The sequence below is a fragment of the Candidatus Omnitrophota bacterium genome (assembly GCA_040755155.1).
Lineage (GTDB): Bacteria > Hinthialibacterota > Hinthialibacteria > Hinthialibacterales > Hinthialibacteraceae > JBFMBP01.
This window is the reverse complement of record JBFMBP010000167.1, coordinates 1-15,557: the sequence shown is the minus strand read 5'-3', so window position 1 is coordinate 15,557 and position 15,557 is coordinate 1. Positions and strand designations below refer to the sequence as shown.

The following is a 15,557-nucleotide window of genomic DNA, read 5'->3' as shown; positions in this document are numbered from 1 at the left end:
ATTCAATAATGCAACAAGGAAACGCTAGTCTTTTATAAACAGAAGGTTTGGAAGGATGGTTTTATTCATGAAATATTTTTTCCATATGGCGGCGATTTTTTTCTTTTCGGCGTCCCTGTCTTATGCTGCCGATAACATCGTCATTAACGAGATTCATTATAATCCTCCCGATGACGGCCCGGAGGAATTTATCGAGCTATTCAATCCTACAAAAACAAGCGTCGATCTATCCGGTTACGCTTTTACTAACGGCGTGGCTTATACTTTTCCCGCATCCACGGCGATTCCCGCCGGCGGCTATCTGCTCGTCGCGAAAAATCTCAGCCTGTCGGCATGGCGCGAATTGGCCAAGGTTGGACCCTATAACGGAAACTTGGCCAACAGCGGCGAAAGGCTGACTCTGCGCGCTCCCGATGGACGCATAGTTGACAATTTCGCCTATAACGACGCTCTTCTTTGGCCGCGAGGGGCTGATGGATACGGTTCGTCTTTGGAACGAATCTCCCCAGACCTTTCGTCTGAAGATTTCCACTCCTGGAGAGCCTCTCTAACGAAAAGCGGAACGCCGGGACGGCAAAACTCGGTTTTCGGAACGCCGCCAAAACCCGTTATTCTCGCCTATCGCATCCGCCCGCAACATCCAACATCGCAAGACGCCGTGGATATCGAAATCGATCTGGACGCCGTGGACCAAATTCGCAAGGCGGTTCTGCTTGTAGAAACCGCTGCGACGGTCTCCAGCGGCCAATCCTACTCCCTAACCTTATCCGCGCCCGATGCAGGGAGCGGCTCCATCGCTTTTAAAGCCCAAATCCCCGCCCAGCGATCGCAGACGTTGGTTCGTTTTGGAGTGAATATTACATTAACGAACGGATCGACGCTTCGCTTGCCTCATGTTTCCGAACCGCATCCTTATGAATCCTATTTTGTCTATGACGGCGAAATTCCCTCCAAACTGCCGCTTCTTTGGCTGTTCAATTCATTGTCGTCCAGCATCCCCTCGACGGCGCGTAAGTATTCCGCCGCCGTCATTCAAATGCTCGACGGCCGACCGCAGGTTTACGACGGCGTCAGCCTCATCGCCGCGCGCAACGGCCAGAAAGTGAAATTTCTCAAAGGTGAAGAACACCGAGGCGACCGCACCATCAACCTCAATCTCGAATCGCCCTCGCCGGGAACCACCGCCGGTCCCCAGTCTCCCCACGCGGAGCATATTTCCTATCAACTCTTCCGCGATTTCGGCGCGTTAGCGGAGCGCTGCGAGTGGTATCGCGTCATCGACAAGGGCAATCATTATCAACGCATCGCCTACCAACAACCCAACGAAAAATTTTTGGAAATGAACGGCCGCGATCCCAGCGGCAATCTTTATAAGATTGCCTACAATGAACCGGGAGGTTACACTAAAATGACCAACCTCGATTCCGGCGACGAGGATTACCGCGAACTCTTCCAGCATATTACGCCGTCCAATCGCAGAACCTTGTCCCAAGACCTGCGCCATTATTTGGCGATCGATGAAGTCATGGGCTATGAAGTCGCGACGTTTTTACTAAGCCATTGGGATGGATTCAAGAACAACATCTTTCTTTATCACAATCCGCCGCCCCTCGATCAATGGGAAATCATTCCTTGGGATGTCGATAAAACCTTCGGCTATACCGACAGCGATCCCATGTTTTGGAAAATGCCCATCGATTTTCCCATCACCGGCATCGCGCCGGGTTCGCCGGAACTAACGGGAAGAAATCTCGTCGGCGTTATCGGACGCCCCTTTCACATGGACGCCGATTTGCATCGTGAATTCGTTCAAAAAGTGCGGGAAGCCCTCGACGGCCTCTTTTCCCTGGATCGTGTGAATGGCATGATCCAAGAGGCGGAAACGCTGCTGAACCAAGACCTCGATCTTCTGGAACAATACCTCGGCCGTCCGCGCAACGACCGCCGCAATCAGATCAAAACTTCTTACGATACGTTAAGAAGATTCCTGCGCCTGCGCCACGAGTTTTTGCGCACTCAATTCCCCGCTTCTTTCGTCGCTTCCCGCCAAATTCCCTCGTTGGATTATCATGCCGGTTCCACTCTCGCCGGGATTCGCTTGACTATAACCGCCGTAGAAGGTCAAACGGTCTCGGCGTCAGTTGTGGAAAATCTGCCCGCCGGATTCGCAGCGTCCCATATCCAAGCCACGCTCGGCGAAGTCGCCAAAACTGGAAACGTTATTGCTTGGAAACTATCCAATCTTACAGGCGAAGCGTCCTTGACCTACGATTTGACCGCTCCCGCCGCCAATCCGCCTATGTCCGTGGACATTACGGGATCGATTACTGTTAACGGAACCGTCTACTCGTCGGGAACCTCGACGCTGAAATATATGCCGGAAAACATGCGCAGTTTGGGGCAGGATTGGGCCATAGGATCGGGCGGCTCTTGGTATATCGCCGATGGAGTTTTGAATTGCTACTCCGATTCCAGTTTCGATCCCAAACACGTATGGGTGGATAAGGATTTCGGAACCGGCGACTACATTGTCCAGGCCGATGTCCGCATGGTGGATTGGCAGGATGGAGATTTGGCCCGCTCCGGCGTCGCTGTGCGCATCAATCCCTCAGATGGCGAACGAGGCTTGAATCTTCTCCTTCACAATGACTACGGCAGCGTCGATGTCCTCAACGATCTCATCGCATGGGGTACGAATGGATCGTATCAATGGCAAACAGGAGAATGGTACAGTATGACTCTGCAATGCCGCAACAACCACCTCGAAGGAAGCATCAAGAAAAAAGACTCGGCGGATACTCCTTACGCCATCTCCTGGGACGATGCCCGTTTCGAACAGCGCTCCCCCGGCTTCCCCGGCCTTACCGGCAGCACCATGAACGGCCTGACCTCGCAGTTCGATAATTTCAAAGTGCTGGTAAACGGCAAAGTAGTATTTTCCGACGATTTCGAAATCCACACCGGCGAGTCCGATTGGCAACTTTATTAGATTCCGAATAATGATGGGTCAAAAAACGCGCCCCGTCCTATTTTTCTACTAACAACTTGTCGCTCTTCTGAAACACCAGAGTAGAAGAGGCTTCCAGCCTCTTGAGTAGCGAAAGAAAGAGCCAAGATGGCTCTTCTACTTTTTCTGCCTAATATAGCCCGCGAACCGCGGGTGGTTTGCTCCTAAGAAAACATTTTTGTAAGTCATGTAAAATGTGCCCAAAAGGTTGGGTAGTAAGGACAAACCGCCATCCCAGCCTTGAAAGGCTACTTTAAATGCCCCTTTAAAGGGGCAAACGATAATAGCCCGCCGTTTCAACGGCGGGGCGGCAGGGCTTTTCTTCCTACTATCGCCGAGTGCCTTTCCTCGGTAGGGGGGCTCGTCACTCATCACTGTTTTGCAATGTTATATTTCCACCTCCATAACCTCGATGCCGGATTCGCGGAAGAAATCGAGAAACGATTTTTTACCGTCGTTTTTACTGGTAATCAATATATCGATATCGTTGTTGCCGCAGATGAAACTCATCGAACGCTCCCCGATTTTCGAATGGTCCATCATGAAAACGACTCGATCCGCATTTTCGATCATCACGCGTTCGATCTCCACTACCATTTCGTTGTGGTTGTAGACTCCTTCCTTGTTGATTCCTCTCGCCGACATAAACGCGTAATCCGCGTGATATTGCGCTAGACAATATCGCGCCTGAGGGCCGAGATTGACGTTCCAGGAAACGTAAACGTATCCCCCGGCGGTATAAATCTCCAAATTCGGATTGTCCCGGTGATGCTCGATCATCATCATGACGTGCGGGATGGAGTTGGTGATGATGGTCAAAGGAATTTTTGGCAGAAACCGCGCCAGTTGCAGCGTCGTCGTCCCCCCATCGATAAAGATCGTTTGATAGGGCTGCAATAATGAAGCAGCGGCGGTCCCCAACTTCTCTTTTTCCTTCGTATGCGTAACTCGCCGCAGATCGAAGGGAATGTTTTTGCCGTTCTCCTTCACGCCCGTCAACAAGCTGATTCCCCCCCGCGAACGACGAGCCAGATTGCGGTCCACCAACTCGCGAAAATCGCGCCGTACGGTAGACGCGCTGATGGGAAAAGTCTTATGCACTTGTTCGACGGTGATGTGCCGTTTTTCCTTGAGAAGCGATAGAATTTTTTCGTATCTTTCTTCTTGAAGCATAACGATTTACCTTAAACTGGAATGAATCGCGTCGTCGTTCGAGCCGCTCATTTACGATGATTATGTACGAACAATCATGAAAAATACAGGGCGAAATGACAAATATTTTCGAATAAAATTGACGTTTATTGAATAATTGAGAAAAGATATTATATCGATATATAAATTCAATTCATTTTATGGTATCTTTTTAAAATAGATATTGTTCCCATATCTTCAGTAATTCAATAAGGGAACTTTATATACGACGCAACCAAGAGAAAATCGATTTTCATTTATTACGTTGTTATTAGGGAGGATAATCTTGCAGAATCGAGGTTTTACTTTAATCGAACTTTTAATCGTCGTAGCCATTATCGGCGTCTTGGCCGCTATTGCCGTTCCCAATTTTCTCAATGCGCAGATACGCGCCAAGATCGCTCGCGCTCAAGGGGATCAACAAAGCCTCGCTTTAGCGTTGGAAACCTATCGTCTCGACAGCAACGATTATCCCCATATTTTCCCACCCAACTGGATGGACGAACGGTATATTCCTTTGACGACGCCCGTCGCCTATATGTCCTCCATTCCGCTTGATCCCTTCAATACCGATCCGCTCGATTCGCGCAACGGCCCCAAAGACGGCAATAACCGGCTGGGCAATTACGATTATTGGACGCGGCTGGCGGCCGGCGGAAATACCCGAGGCTCCAATTATTGGGCGCAGCAGGGAAGCGGCTTTCCCAAAGGGCGCTACGAGTGGCAACTGCGCGGATTCGGTCCGACGACGTCTTGGATATACGCCCTGGTTTATCCCGCTGGCCATCCCAAAGCGGGAGAATATATACAATACGATCCATCCAACGGGATTCGCAGCGAAGGCAACATCGTTCGCTACGGCCCTTGATCCATTACGTTGTTTTTCAAACCATTCCGAACCATTTCAGAATCCGGAGAATAGTTGGCGGACGTAAGCGGCGCTTTTCTTGTGAACCTCGACGGGATTCATGGTTTGAGGCGTGCCTTTTTCCGCCGCCTGTTCTAAAACCAAATGCGGCTTGACGCCTATTTGGCGCAGCGCTTTCGCCAGGCGGGCGTAATCGATATCGCCTTCCGCGAAAGTTTCCGACCAAATATTATTAATCGATTGGCGCAAATGCAATTCGGAAATGCGGGCGCCGTACAATTCTACAACATCGAACAAGGCGACTTGCGAATTGCCGGAGCCGCGATAAATCCAATGGGCGTCCAAACATAGCGTAACATGCTTGGGATTCGTTCCCGCCATCATGTGATGGAACTCGCGGGCGGCGTTGCGCAACTCCATGTCGTGATTGTGATAGGCGAGGGTCATCCCCATTTGCGCTAATGACTCGCCCAAACGATCCAACGCATCCGCTTGGATATGCAGCTGCTCGTCATTCTTGTTTTCCGTACCGCCCCATTGAAGGGGGTTGGGATTGGTAACGATTATACGCGCGCCGGCGGCCTTCGCTTTGGCGGCGACGGCGAGGATTTGTTCGATGCTTTTCTTAGCGTCTTCCGCCGTATGCAGCGTACTGTTGACGTACAATGAACGCATTTCCAAGCCGTGTTTTTTCAATTGCGGGGCCATCGAATCGATCTGGCCTGGATCGCCGATGCTGGGTTCGAAGCCGTCGATGCCGCTGGAAGCGGCTTCCTTGAAACCAGCGTCCAAATCCTTGATGAAGTCGCGGCCTTCCCGCTGAAAATACACATGCCAGGAATACTGGTTGGAGGCGAGATGCAAAGCCGAATCCGCAGCGCGGGCAGCGGGAGCGGCGGCCAGCAGCGTCCCAGCGGTAAAACAAGAAGCCTTAAGGATATCGCGGCGAGAAAGAGTTTCATTTTTCATGGCGGATGGGTTTCCTTTCCGATTTATCATGGGATGTGGCGGCGGCAGGGCAAAAGGCCTCAGCCTGCCCTTGTGGGATCGATCAAAGGCAGACTTCGTCTTGCCTTTTCCACCCCCCGTCGTCATCCCAGCCTTTCAAGGCTATCAATTATACACATATTTATCGGAAAATAGCGGATCGCAAAGATTTTATCTTTTTTTCTATTGTATAGCATATAAGATATATGCTATACTAATCTTATGTCAACCTTACCAGCCAGAAAAATCGAGTCATTGCGAAGAGAACGAAGCCGTCTGCTTGAGGAACTTTCCACGCTTTCTCACCTCTTGCGAGGCTCCTGCTTGGAACGGTTTTCCACTTGCTCTCGGCCAAACTGCTCTTGTCATACCGGTCTACAGCACGGTCCGCGAGCCTATTTGGTCGTCGCCCGAGACCAATCGCAACGTCAAGTCTATATCTCTCAAACTCAGGTTCGCGCCGTTCGCAAGGGCATCCAGCAATACCATCGACTCCTGGAGATCGTAGATCGGATCACTGCGATTAATATCCAACTCATGAAAGGAAGAGTGCTCGATGAACCTATCTTGTGAAGACGTCTTGGCGTTAGCGAAACGCCATACGGATTTGGGCCGCGAAAAGCGGAACGAATGTTTCTTGCGGCAGTTGGAATTGGCAATGGGCTTTCCCCGCGCCCCTCTGCCCCAAGCGCTGATCTTTACCCACAAGTATTGAGGTATTTATGAATGCCTGAATCGGGATTGTCGGGAATAAAGAATAACCAAGTTGGTTAGTCAACCCGCCGTTAAAACGGCCATTACCGTTTGCCCCTTTCAAGGGGCATTTGATAATAGCCCAGCCTTTCAAGGCTGGGAGAGAAAAACGCATGTTAACTCCATAGAATCCGACTCGTCCGTGAAATCTGCGATTCGAAATTTTCGTGGTATTCGCGCGATTCGGAAACGTAAAAAATGAAACCTCCTTCCGCCCTTGATTAATGGGGCGCCTAGGGCAAGGTTGTTTTTGCCCTTGAGTAATCCCCTCGACTGGTGGGTAAAGATCAGATCCTAATGAGAGGATTGGTTCAGGTCTTGACGATTTTTAACGCCCTTTCACTCCATGGATCATTAATCCAGGAAGCCTTTGATCCTCCCGACATTCTTCGTAAAATTTTTGCGTATAATTGATAGCCTTGAAAGGCTGGGTATTAGTTTTTTTTCTTCGCGTCATCGTGATTCAATCCAAGAACCTCTGCCGTCCCATCCTGGTTATCCTTTCATTCTGGCTATCTTGATTCATACATTCAATCAATCCATCATAAGGAGGAAAAAGGACTCAAATACTGGATGAACCAAATAATTTAGGAGGAGAATATGAGGAAACGCATTTGCACGATGGGATTACTGATGGTTTGCGCCATGGCCCCAGCCTTGGCGCAGCAGACGTACGTCGATCTGACGGCGCTTTTTGATTCCGACGCCGTCCTGGAAGCGGGAGGCGCGGGATTGGGCGCCGCCTTGAACGATCAGGGCGACCGCATTGACGCCTTAACCTTGCCTTCTTCCTATAACGATGGCGCCGAAGCGCTGACGCAGGACGGCCGCACTTCTTTTCTATTCGGTCCGCTCCAACAAGCCTCGCTGGACGCCCTTGCCGTCAACGGCCAGGTTTTGGACATTCCCGACGGCGTTTATCAATACGTCGATCTGGCTATGTTGTCCGCACCGGGGAGTATGGGCGATCCTTTTGGAAACATCGAATTCCGTTACGCCGACGGTTCGATAGACGCCAAGCGATTCGGCCCCATCGCCGGTTGGCTGTCCAGTCCCACGGCGTTTGAGAATACGTTTTACCGTTATACGGATGACAGCCAAGTGCAGTCGATCGTCTCTTTCAGTACTAATTTCGGCGCCGATGAAGCCAAATACATTCTTCTGGAAAAGGGCAACGGCAATTCCGGCGGCAACCGCTTCATCGATGGAACCGGTTATGTTCTCTACGTCATCGACGGCCTGGAAAACGTCAAGCAAGCGACGCTGGGCGTTACCGTGGGCAACAATTTCGTGATTTCCATCTCGGCGTATTATGGCGATCCCGAAAGCGCCGCGACGGAAGGTTATACGGTTTTGGCTAATTCGATGGATTTGTACGGCGGATTCGAACATCGCGCCTTGGGCAATTTGAAGAATTACGAATTCGACATATCGCCCTATCTGGCCGAAAATACGGGCGAAATCTACATCCTTTTGACCGACGCCACGACATCGAACGGCTGGGGGCCGTATTTGCAGCGCATCAGCCTCTACACGGGAAAATCCAATACTTTCGAAGAAACGCTGTCGCCGGAGATCGACGCCGCCAAAGCGGCCGTCTACGCCCTGTTCCAAACCAATGGCAATGACGAAGAAAAGAAATTCCTGTATGACAACAGCGGTTCCGGCCCCTCCAACCGCGGCCATCGGTTCGCCGACGGCAACGGCTCCATCACCTATCGTTTCGACTTGCCGGATGATGCCGTCCAAGCCAAAGCCGTCGTGGATATGGCCAATAATTTTATCGTTTCGCTCTCGGGGCCGACGGGCGCGATCCGCTACAACAGCATGACGGTGGGCACAGCCGACGAGCACAATTACCTCATCGATGAAGGGGGAAGCATCCCCGGCGGCGACTTTCGCTTCGCCGACGGCAATGCGTATATGGTTTATCAATTCGACCTTCCCGACGACGTAACCACGGCTTTCGCTCAGATCAATGTCGGCAACCAGTTCGTCGTGGAGATTGCTCCGGGAACGGATGGCGCGTTTACCGTAGCCAAAGATTGGGTGGCGGAAAGCGGCCAGGAAACCACCGACAACAGCAACCTGACCATTTACACTTTCGATCTAACCAATTATTTGAAGAACAATTCCAGTAAGATCGTTCGCTTCCGCTTTTCCGACGGCATCCCAACCAACGGCTGGGGGCCTTATTTGAAAAGCATATTGATTGTGAATAAAGTCGAAACCGGCGAAGCGGCTTTTGAGGAAGTGTTGAATTCCATGACCATGTACGGAGTGGATATCCACAACGAAACCAACAAGCAATATTATACGATCGACTTGGCGCCAACGCTGCAAAACAATCCAACGAAGGAAGTCTTCATAAAATTCACCGACGCCAGCACAGGCGACGGCTGGGGGCCGGGAATCTTCGCGATGGCGGTCTTTTCGGGCGAACTTTCCATTCTCTCCGACAACCTGGTTTTCAACGATCTCAAAAATACCAGCGGCAATCCGGCGAATTTCGGCCTCGATCTATTGCAGCGCCGTTATACGATCGATCCGAGCAAAAAACTCGACAAGATTGCTTTTCCCCATCAATCCGCCATCGATGCGGATAAAATATATCTGTTGGCGGCGACATTGACGGCGGGAGGATCCGCCGTATCCGATTGGATGCTGCAATAATCTTTGCGTCAGCGATAGGCGGCGGGGCAACGCTTCGGCGCGGCCCCGCCGTTTCCGCGTCAACAGGTGGAAGGCATTATTCTATGCGTTGCGTTTTGAAACGCGGAACCTCGAAAAGGCTGGGATGTCGCGAATCTTTTGAATCGCGGATAATACCAATCTGCATTGAGATTGTCGCTTTTCAAATTCCTCTCCCAAGATTGGGAGAGGTTAGGTGAGGGTTGATATTATTGGACTTATTATTCCCTCACCCTAACCCTCTCCCAGAGGGCGAGGGAATATATAAGCAATAATCCTAACGCATACTGGTATAACAAGTATCCTTTTTGATTGCATGGAAAACCGTTCTCAAAACGCATTTCCTTGAGTAAATGTTTTTTCGTGTTTTCGTTTTTCTTTTCGTGGTTTCGTGATTCAATACGGTATGCAAAATAACTCCTTCATGTTTTTTCGCGTTTAATTTGAGTCAGGTAAAAAAAAACTATGAAAAATTTTCCTCTGCGCAATCCCAATGGATTTACGTTAATCGAACTCCTCATCGTCGTCGCCATTATCGGCATCCTGGCGGCTATTGCGGTTCCCAATTTTCTCAACGCCCAGATCCGCGCCAAGGTTACGCGGGTGCAGGCTGACTTCCGGACGTTGGATACGGCGCTGGAGTCTTATCGTCTGGAATTCGGCAATTATCCCGTCGCCCATTTGATCGATCAGAAGATCATGTCCGGCACGGCTATCAGCCGATTTTCCGCCTTGACCACGCCGATTTCGTTCATTTCCTTCTATCCCGCCGATCCCTTCGGCAAAAAGAAAATGGACTCCTCTTTCCATACGCAAACCTACGATTATTACGACTGGAGTTCCGCCAAGATCGCCAGCAATGCGCCGCAGTCTACGCGCGGCGCCTATTGGCGCGTCGCCAGCGCCGGTCCCGACATGGATCAGGGAGTGGGATTCCAGCCGGATTACGATCCCAGCAACGGAATCAAAAGCCGGGGCGACATCGTCCGCCTCGGCCCGCCTTGGATGCCTTTCGATAAAAACCGGCTGCAATGAAAGGGGCATATCAAAACAATGTGACGAGTGCCCCCCCTGCCGAGAAAAGGCCCTCGGCGATGGCAGCAAGAAAAGCCCTTCCGCCCCGCTGTTGAAACGGAGGACTATTGTCGTTTGCCCCTTTAAAGGGGCATTTGAAAATAGCCCAGCCTTTCAAGGCTGGGATGTCGATGGGTGACGGGGCGGCAAGGCAAGACGAAGTCTGCCTTTGATCGATCCCTTAAGGGATGATTGAAGCCTAGCCACCCTGCCATACATCTCTATCTGCCGTTCTTGAGGATAAGGGATTCCCTTAATGACATGGCCATCTATAGGCGCCGGGATCCCCGCCGCTGTGGATTATGAACCATTGCGATAAATATCGCCGCGGCTGACAAGGCCATTGCTGGAACTGTAGTAAGGGAAGACGTTGTTGGAGGAGTCGTAATCGTATTGGCGGTTCGGTCCCAGGCTGCGCGTGATCCAGCGGAAGCCTTGCCGCGCTTCCAACACGCCGAAGTTGGAACTTCCGCGCGCTTGTCCGGTTTTTTCCATGATGTCCAGGTTGTAGTAGGCGATCTTAGTGAATCTCAGGTTGCCTTGCAGGCCGGACCCTTCGACGGTCCATTCGAAGGGATCGCCGGGATAAGCCGCCAGATAAGCGATGGGCGTGGTCAATTCGGGTACGCCGCGAGCGGCGAACAAGGGAAAGTTGGAGAACGGCGGAAACGCATTGCGATCGATGGAATACATAGCCAACGCCGTGCCGATGGCCTGTTGATCGGATTCCACTCGCGCAATCTTAGCGCGGATTTGCGCATTGAGGAAATTGGGAACGGCGATAGCGGCGAGAACGCCGATAATAGCCACGACGATAAGCAATTCGATGAGAGTGAAAGCGAACGATAAGGGTAAACGCCGATGGTTCATGGTTCTCGTCTCTCGTAGAATGATTTCATTCCATCTTAAAATATTTAGTGAATATTATAAGGCGAAAAGCAAAATTCTAAATTCAAAATCCAAAATTCAAAATCCAAAATCCCCTCCCTTTGCTCTTGAGGATTGATGAAATCTATTTTGTAATAAACCGCATCCATATTGAATTTCATAAAGGAGCAAATTCGATGAAAAATTTCCGGAATAGTATTGTTAAAACCGCTATCCTGTTGTGCATAATGGGAATAAGCGGCGGTGCGCTGGCGGAGACGCCCCGTCCCGCGCATCCCCGTCCCGATTTGCGCCGGGACGCCTTCATCAACCTCAATGGCGAGTGGAATTTCGCCTTCGACGAGAAGAACGCCGGAGAGGCGGAAGGTTGGTTCAAGCCGGATAAAAGCGATTGGCCTAAAAAGATCGTCGTTCCTTATCCTTGGGAAAGTAAACTTTCCGGAATAGGTGATATGGTTTATAAGGGCGCGGCCTGGTATCAGCGCCGCTTCACTCTGCCCGCCGAATGGAGCGGCAAACAAGTTCTTCTCCATTTCGGCGCAGTCGATTGGAGCGCCAAAGTTTGGCTCGACGGCAATCTTCTAGGCGAGCATGACGGGGGATATACGCCCTTTACTTTCCTGCTTAGCGGCGCCGCCGACGGCAAAGAGCACGTCCTCACCGTGAAAGCGGTCGATGATACCAGCTCAGAGCAGCCTGTCGGCAAGCAGATCGGCTGGTATACGCGTACCAGTGGCATTTGGCAGACGGTCTATCTGGAAGCGGGGGAAAAAGCTGGGCAGCCATACATTCAGGATATTCGCATCGAAGCCAAAACCAGCGGCGAGGTCTTTGTCTCCGCTACGCCCAGCCAAAAGGTCGAGAAAAAAATGACGCTGGTGCTCTTGCCCGACGTCTACGCCGACGACGCAGGGCCTTCCGCTGCGATCGATAGTTCCGACGGATTCGACGGCTTGAGCGGAACGATAAAAATTGAGAAGCCGAAACTATGGTCGCCCTCGTCGCCGATGCTTTATTTTATGAGATTAAATTTATTCGTCGAATCGGAATTGGTGGATTCCGTCCATACCTACTTCGGCCTGCGCGACGTATCGCGGGGGAAATACGGCGAGAATCCTTACGAATACATCTATCTGAACGGCCAGCCGTTCTATATCCTCAGCGCCTTAGACCAGGCGTTTCATCCCGATGGCATCTATACCTATCCCACGGACGATGCCGTGCGCAAGGATTTAGCGGATGCGAAGGAATTCGGCTTCAACAATCTGCGCCTGCATATCAAAGCGGACGAGCCGCGCTTTTATTATTGGGCGGATCGTCTGGGCGTAACCATTCTCTACGACATGCCTTGTTTTATCGATTATACGGAAAAAGCGCAGAGAAATTACGTAAAAACCATGACGGAAGCCATACAACGCGATTTCAACCATCCCTCCATCATCGCCTGGGTTTTGTTTAACGAAACCTGGGGATTGAAGCAGCAAAAAACCCCCGAAGGCCAGGCGTGGGTGAAAGAGATATTCGAGATGACCAAGAAAATAGACTCGACGCGTCTGATCGAAGACAATTCTCCCTGCAATTACGATCATGTCCTTACCGATATCAACTCCTGGCATTTCTATATTTATCCGCACAAAGAAGCGCGGGAGCATATCGAGAAAGTGGTCAAGGAAACCTATCCCGGTTCGGAATTCAATTACATCGGCGGCCATAAACAGGGAATCGAGCCGCTGATGAACAGCGAATACGGCGGCGTCAGCGCCGGCATGGGCGACCGCGATATCTCCTGGTGCTTCCATTATCTTACCCAGGAACTGCGCCGCCATCAGAAAATCTGCGGCTACATCTATACCGAACTGCAGGACATCGAATGGGAACACAATGGATTCATGAATTACGACCGCAGCCGCAAGGTATTCGGCTACGAGGATTTCGTTCCCGCCCCCAAAAATCACCCGCGCTTCACCTATCGCGATTTGAATACGGCCGATTTTCTGGTACTCGATGCGATGGCGGGCGAGAATCTTTCCGGAAAAGATAAGAAAAGCGTTCCCGTCTCCTTGAGCCTCTATTCTGGAAGAGAATGCGGACGTTTCAACGTATACTGGCAGGTCTATGCGATGGAACGGATGAGTTCCCAATGGAAGACGATCGCGAAGTCAAGCCAGCCCGCTTCCATCGAAGCCAAAGCGTATAGCGTAATGCAAGCGAAGCCGATCGAATTCGCCGTTCCCAAAACGCCCAGTTTGATTTTGCTTTATGCGTGGGTGGAAGACGGCAAGGGCGAACTGGCCGCCCGCAATTTCTGGACGTTCCATAATCTCGACGCGAAAGCGGAGGCGGCGAAAGGGACCGTATGTTGGAATCCTGCGGATTATAAAAAGGCCGAGGGAGAAGTAATGGACTTTCCCAAGGGCAAGCGCGACGCCGTTTCCCTTCCCGGCAAGGCGGCGATAACCTATGAAATCGAATTGCCCAAAGATTTGGATCTATCCAAAATCAAAAAAGCGCAATTCATCTGCGAGATGGGCGCCTGCGCGGGAATTCAACGCGTGGATTGGAAAGAGAAAATCCGCACGGTATGCACTCCTCAGACGGATGTCAATAACGTTTATCCTTCTACCGTGGAAGTATTGGTCAATGGGCAATCCATAGGAAAAGCGGTTCTGCCGAACGATCCGGCGGATTATCGCGGGATTTTGAGCAATATACTCGAAATGGCGCCGCCCAGCAGTTACGGCTTCTTGCAGACGATGGAAGTTCCTGTCAAGCTGATCGACAAAGACAAACCCGTGAGCATTACGATCCAAACGGCGGATGGCATCCGGATTTTTGGCGAAAAGAGCGGGAGATATCCCATCCCGCCGACATTGATATTCTCCGAGGAATAAAGTCATGAGATTCGATTATAAAAAAGTATTGATCACCGGCGCCAGCAGCGGCATCGGCAAAGCCGCCGCTATCGCGATGGCGAAAGAGGGCGCCGATATCGCCTTCACCTATCATCGCAACGAAGCGGGCGCCGTCGACCTGGACGCCGAACTGAAACGGATCGGTTGCAGAATCTGGCGGATGCAAGCCGATCTGACGGATGACTTCCATATCGAGGAATTGACGTACCGCGTCGAGAACGAATTCGGTCCCATCGATATCCTGGTCAACAACGCCGGGGGATTGGTAGAACGCCAATTCTTCTTCGAGATAACTAAAGAGACGTGGGACGAGGTGATGAAATTGAACTTGTGGAGCGTCTTTTTCTTGTCCCAGAAAATCGGCGCCAAAATGAAGGAACGCGGAGAAGGAACGATCGTCATCAACTCGTCCGTGGCGGGACGATTCGGCGGCGGGCCGGGAGCCATGCCCTATGGCGTCGCCAAGGGAGGCGCAATTACCATGACCCAAGCCATGGGTAAAGAGTTGATTCAATACGGCATCCGCGTTAACGGCGTGGCGCCGGGTCTCATCGATACGCCCTTCCACGAAAAATACACGCCGCCGGATATGATGGAGAAGCTGTTAACCCGCGTCCCCATCGGAAGGCAGGGAACGCCGGAAGAAATTGCAAAGGTCATCAGTTTCCTCGCCTCGGACGATAGCAGTTATCTCGTAGGCGTAACGATCGACGTCAATGGGGGCATGTGGGCGTTGTAGACAATTCAAAGCGTAGGGGCGCGTTGCAATGCGCCCCTACTTTCAAATGATCTTAAAAACGGCAGTTGGAAATTAGTTTGAGAATATTAATCCTAATTTTCAATAATGATGTGTAAGAGCAGCCTTATCACCCAAAGGTGAAAGGAAGTTATACCAACTTTCATTTAGATTGGCGCCTATAATTTCCATCGCCCTCTGGGAGAGGGTTAGGGTGAGGGAATAATAAGTCCAATAATATCAACCCTCACCTAACCTCTCCCCATCTTGGGAGAGGAATTTGAAAAGCGACATTCTTAATGCAGATTGGTATTATTTTGTAACTCTTCTGAAACACCAGAGTAGAAGAGGCTTCCAGCCTCTTGAGTAGCGAAAGAAAGAGCCAAGATGGCTCTTCTACTTTTTCTGCCTAATATAGCCCGCGAACCGCGGGTGGTTTGCTCCTAAGAA

11 protein-coding genes are annotated in these 15,557 nt (G+C 51.1%); 8 read left to right on the top strand and 3 right to left on the bottom strand.

Annotated features, from left to right (window positions below; all coding sequences use genetic code 11):
- Positions 1-67 precede the first annotated feature (67 nt).
- Positions 68-2,989, top strand: a complete 2,922-nt coding sequence (locus AB1656_26150) for a CotH kinase family protein (GenBank protein MEW6238882.1) — start codon at positions 68-70, stop codon at positions 2,987-2,989.
- A 405-nt stretch (positions 2,990-3,394) separates the two neighbouring features.
- On the opposite strand, the gene AB1656_26145 is transcribed toward AB1656_26150, so the two are convergent.
- Positions 3,395-4,180 (bottom strand): DeoR/GlpR family DNA-binding transcription regulator, encoded by a 786-nt coding sequence (locus AB1656_26145; protein MEW6238881.1) that lies wholly within the window; start codon positions 4,178-4,180, stop codon positions 3,395-3,397.
- A gap of 304 nt (positions 4,181-4,484) precedes the next feature.
- On the opposite strand from AB1656_26145, the gene AB1656_26140 reads away from it, so the two are divergent.
- Entirely contained in the window at positions 4,485-5,066 is a 582-nt protein-coding gene (locus AB1656_26140; protein MEW6238880.1) for a prepilin-type N-terminal cleavage/methylation domain-containing protein, read from the top strand.
- Positions 5,067-5,102: 36 nt separating this feature from the next.
- Here the strand turns inward: AB1656_26140 and AB1656_26135 are convergent, their stop codons facing one another.
- Positions 5,103-6,035 carry a TIM barrel protein gene (locus tag AB1656_26135; protein MEW6238879.1) on the bottom strand — a complete coding sequence of 311 codons (933 nt, stop codon included), beginning with the start codon at positions 6,033-6,035 and terminating at the stop codon, positions 5,103-5,105.
- 273 nt (positions 6,036-6,308) lie between these two features.
- On the opposite strand from AB1656_26135, the gene AB1656_26130 reads away from it, so the two are divergent.
- The 4 genes from AB1656_26130 to AB1656_26115 all read left to right on the top strand — a co-directional run bounded on the left by AB1656_26130 (position 6,309) and on the right by AB1656_26115 (position 10,532).
- A complete protein-coding gene (locus AB1656_26130) occupies positions 6,309-6,626 on the top strand; it encodes a DUF6788 family protein (protein ID MEW6238878.1) in 318 nt (105 codons plus the stop codon).
- On the top strand, positions 6,610-6,768 hold the full coding sequence (locus AB1656_26125) for a hypothetical protein (GenBank protein ID MEW6238877.1): 159 nt from the start codon (positions 6,610-6,612) through the stop codon (positions 6,766-6,768). The genes AB1656_26130 and AB1656_26125 overlap by 17 nt, the downstream gene beginning before the upstream one ends.
- Before the next feature lie 638 nt (positions 6,769-7,406).
- Positions 7,407-9,479: a hypothetical protein gene (locus AB1656_26120; protein ID MEW6238876.1), complete on the top strand. Its 2,073-nt coding sequence runs from the start codon at positions 7,407-7,409 to the stop codon at positions 9,477-9,479.
- A gap of 483 nt (positions 9,480-9,962) precedes the next feature.
- Positions 9,963-10,532, top strand: a complete 570-nt coding sequence (locus AB1656_26115) for a prepilin-type N-terminal cleavage/methylation domain-containing protein (protein MEW6238875.1) — start codon at positions 9,963-9,965, stop codon at positions 10,530-10,532.
- 339 nt (positions 10,533-10,871) lie between these two features.
- Here AB1656_26115 and AB1656_26110 read toward each other — a convergent pair whose 3' ends face one another.
- Entirely contained in the window at positions 10,872-11,441 is a 570-nt protein-coding gene (locus AB1656_26110; protein ID MEW6238874.1) for a prepilin-type N-terminal cleavage/methylation domain-containing protein, read from the bottom strand.
- A gap of 194 nt (positions 11,442-11,635) precedes the next feature.
- On the opposite strand from AB1656_26110, the gene AB1656_26105 reads away from it, so the two are divergent.
- Both AB1656_26105 and AB1656_26100 read left to right on the top strand, forming a co-directional pair.
- Positions 11,636-14,350: a sugar-binding domain-containing protein gene (locus AB1656_26105; protein ID MEW6238873.1), complete on the top strand. Its 2,715-nt coding sequence runs from the start codon at positions 11,636-11,638 to the stop codon at positions 14,348-14,350.
- Between the two features lie 4 nt (positions 14,351-14,354).
- Positions 14,355-15,110: an SDR family oxidoreductase gene (locus tag AB1656_26100; GenBank protein ID MEW6238872.1), complete on the top strand. Its 756-nt coding sequence runs from the start codon at positions 14,355-14,357 to the stop codon at positions 15,108-15,110.
- Positions 15,111-15,557 lie beyond the last annotated feature (447 nt).

Coding starts and splice junctions, on each gene's coding strand:
- AB1656_26120 (MEW6238876.1), top strand. CDS start 7,407: ATGAGGAAACGCATTTGCACGATGGGATTACTGATGGTTTGCGCCATG.
- AB1656_26105 (MEW6238873.1), top strand. CDS start 11,636: ATGAAAAATTTCCGGAATAGTATTGTTAAAACCGCTATCCTGTTGTGC.
- AB1656_26100 (MEW6238872.1), top strand. CDS start 14,355: ATGAGATTCGATTATAAAAAAGTATTGATCACCGGCGCCAGCAGCGGC.
- AB1656_26145 (MEW6238881.1), bottom strand. CDS start 4,180: ATGCTTCAAGAAGAAAGATACGAAAAAATTCTATCGCTTCTCAAGGAA.
- AB1656_26115 (MEW6238875.1), top strand. CDS start 9,963: ATGAAAAATTTTCCTCTGCGCAATCCCAATGGATTTACGTTAATCGAA.
- AB1656_26150 (MEW6238882.1), top strand. CDS start 68: ATGAAATATTTTTTCCATATGGCGGCGATTTTTTTCTTTTCGGCGTCC.
- AB1656_26110 (MEW6238874.1), bottom strand. CDS start 11,441: ATGAACCATCGGCGTTTACCCTTATCGTTCGCTTTCACTCTCATCGAA.
- AB1656_26125 (MEW6238877.1), top strand. CDS start 6,610: ATGAACCTATCTTGTGAAGACGTCTTGGCGTTAGCGAAACGCCATACG.
- AB1656_26135 (MEW6238879.1), bottom strand. CDS start 6,035: ATGAAAAATGAAACTCTTTCTCGCCGCGATATCCTTAAGGCTTCTTGT.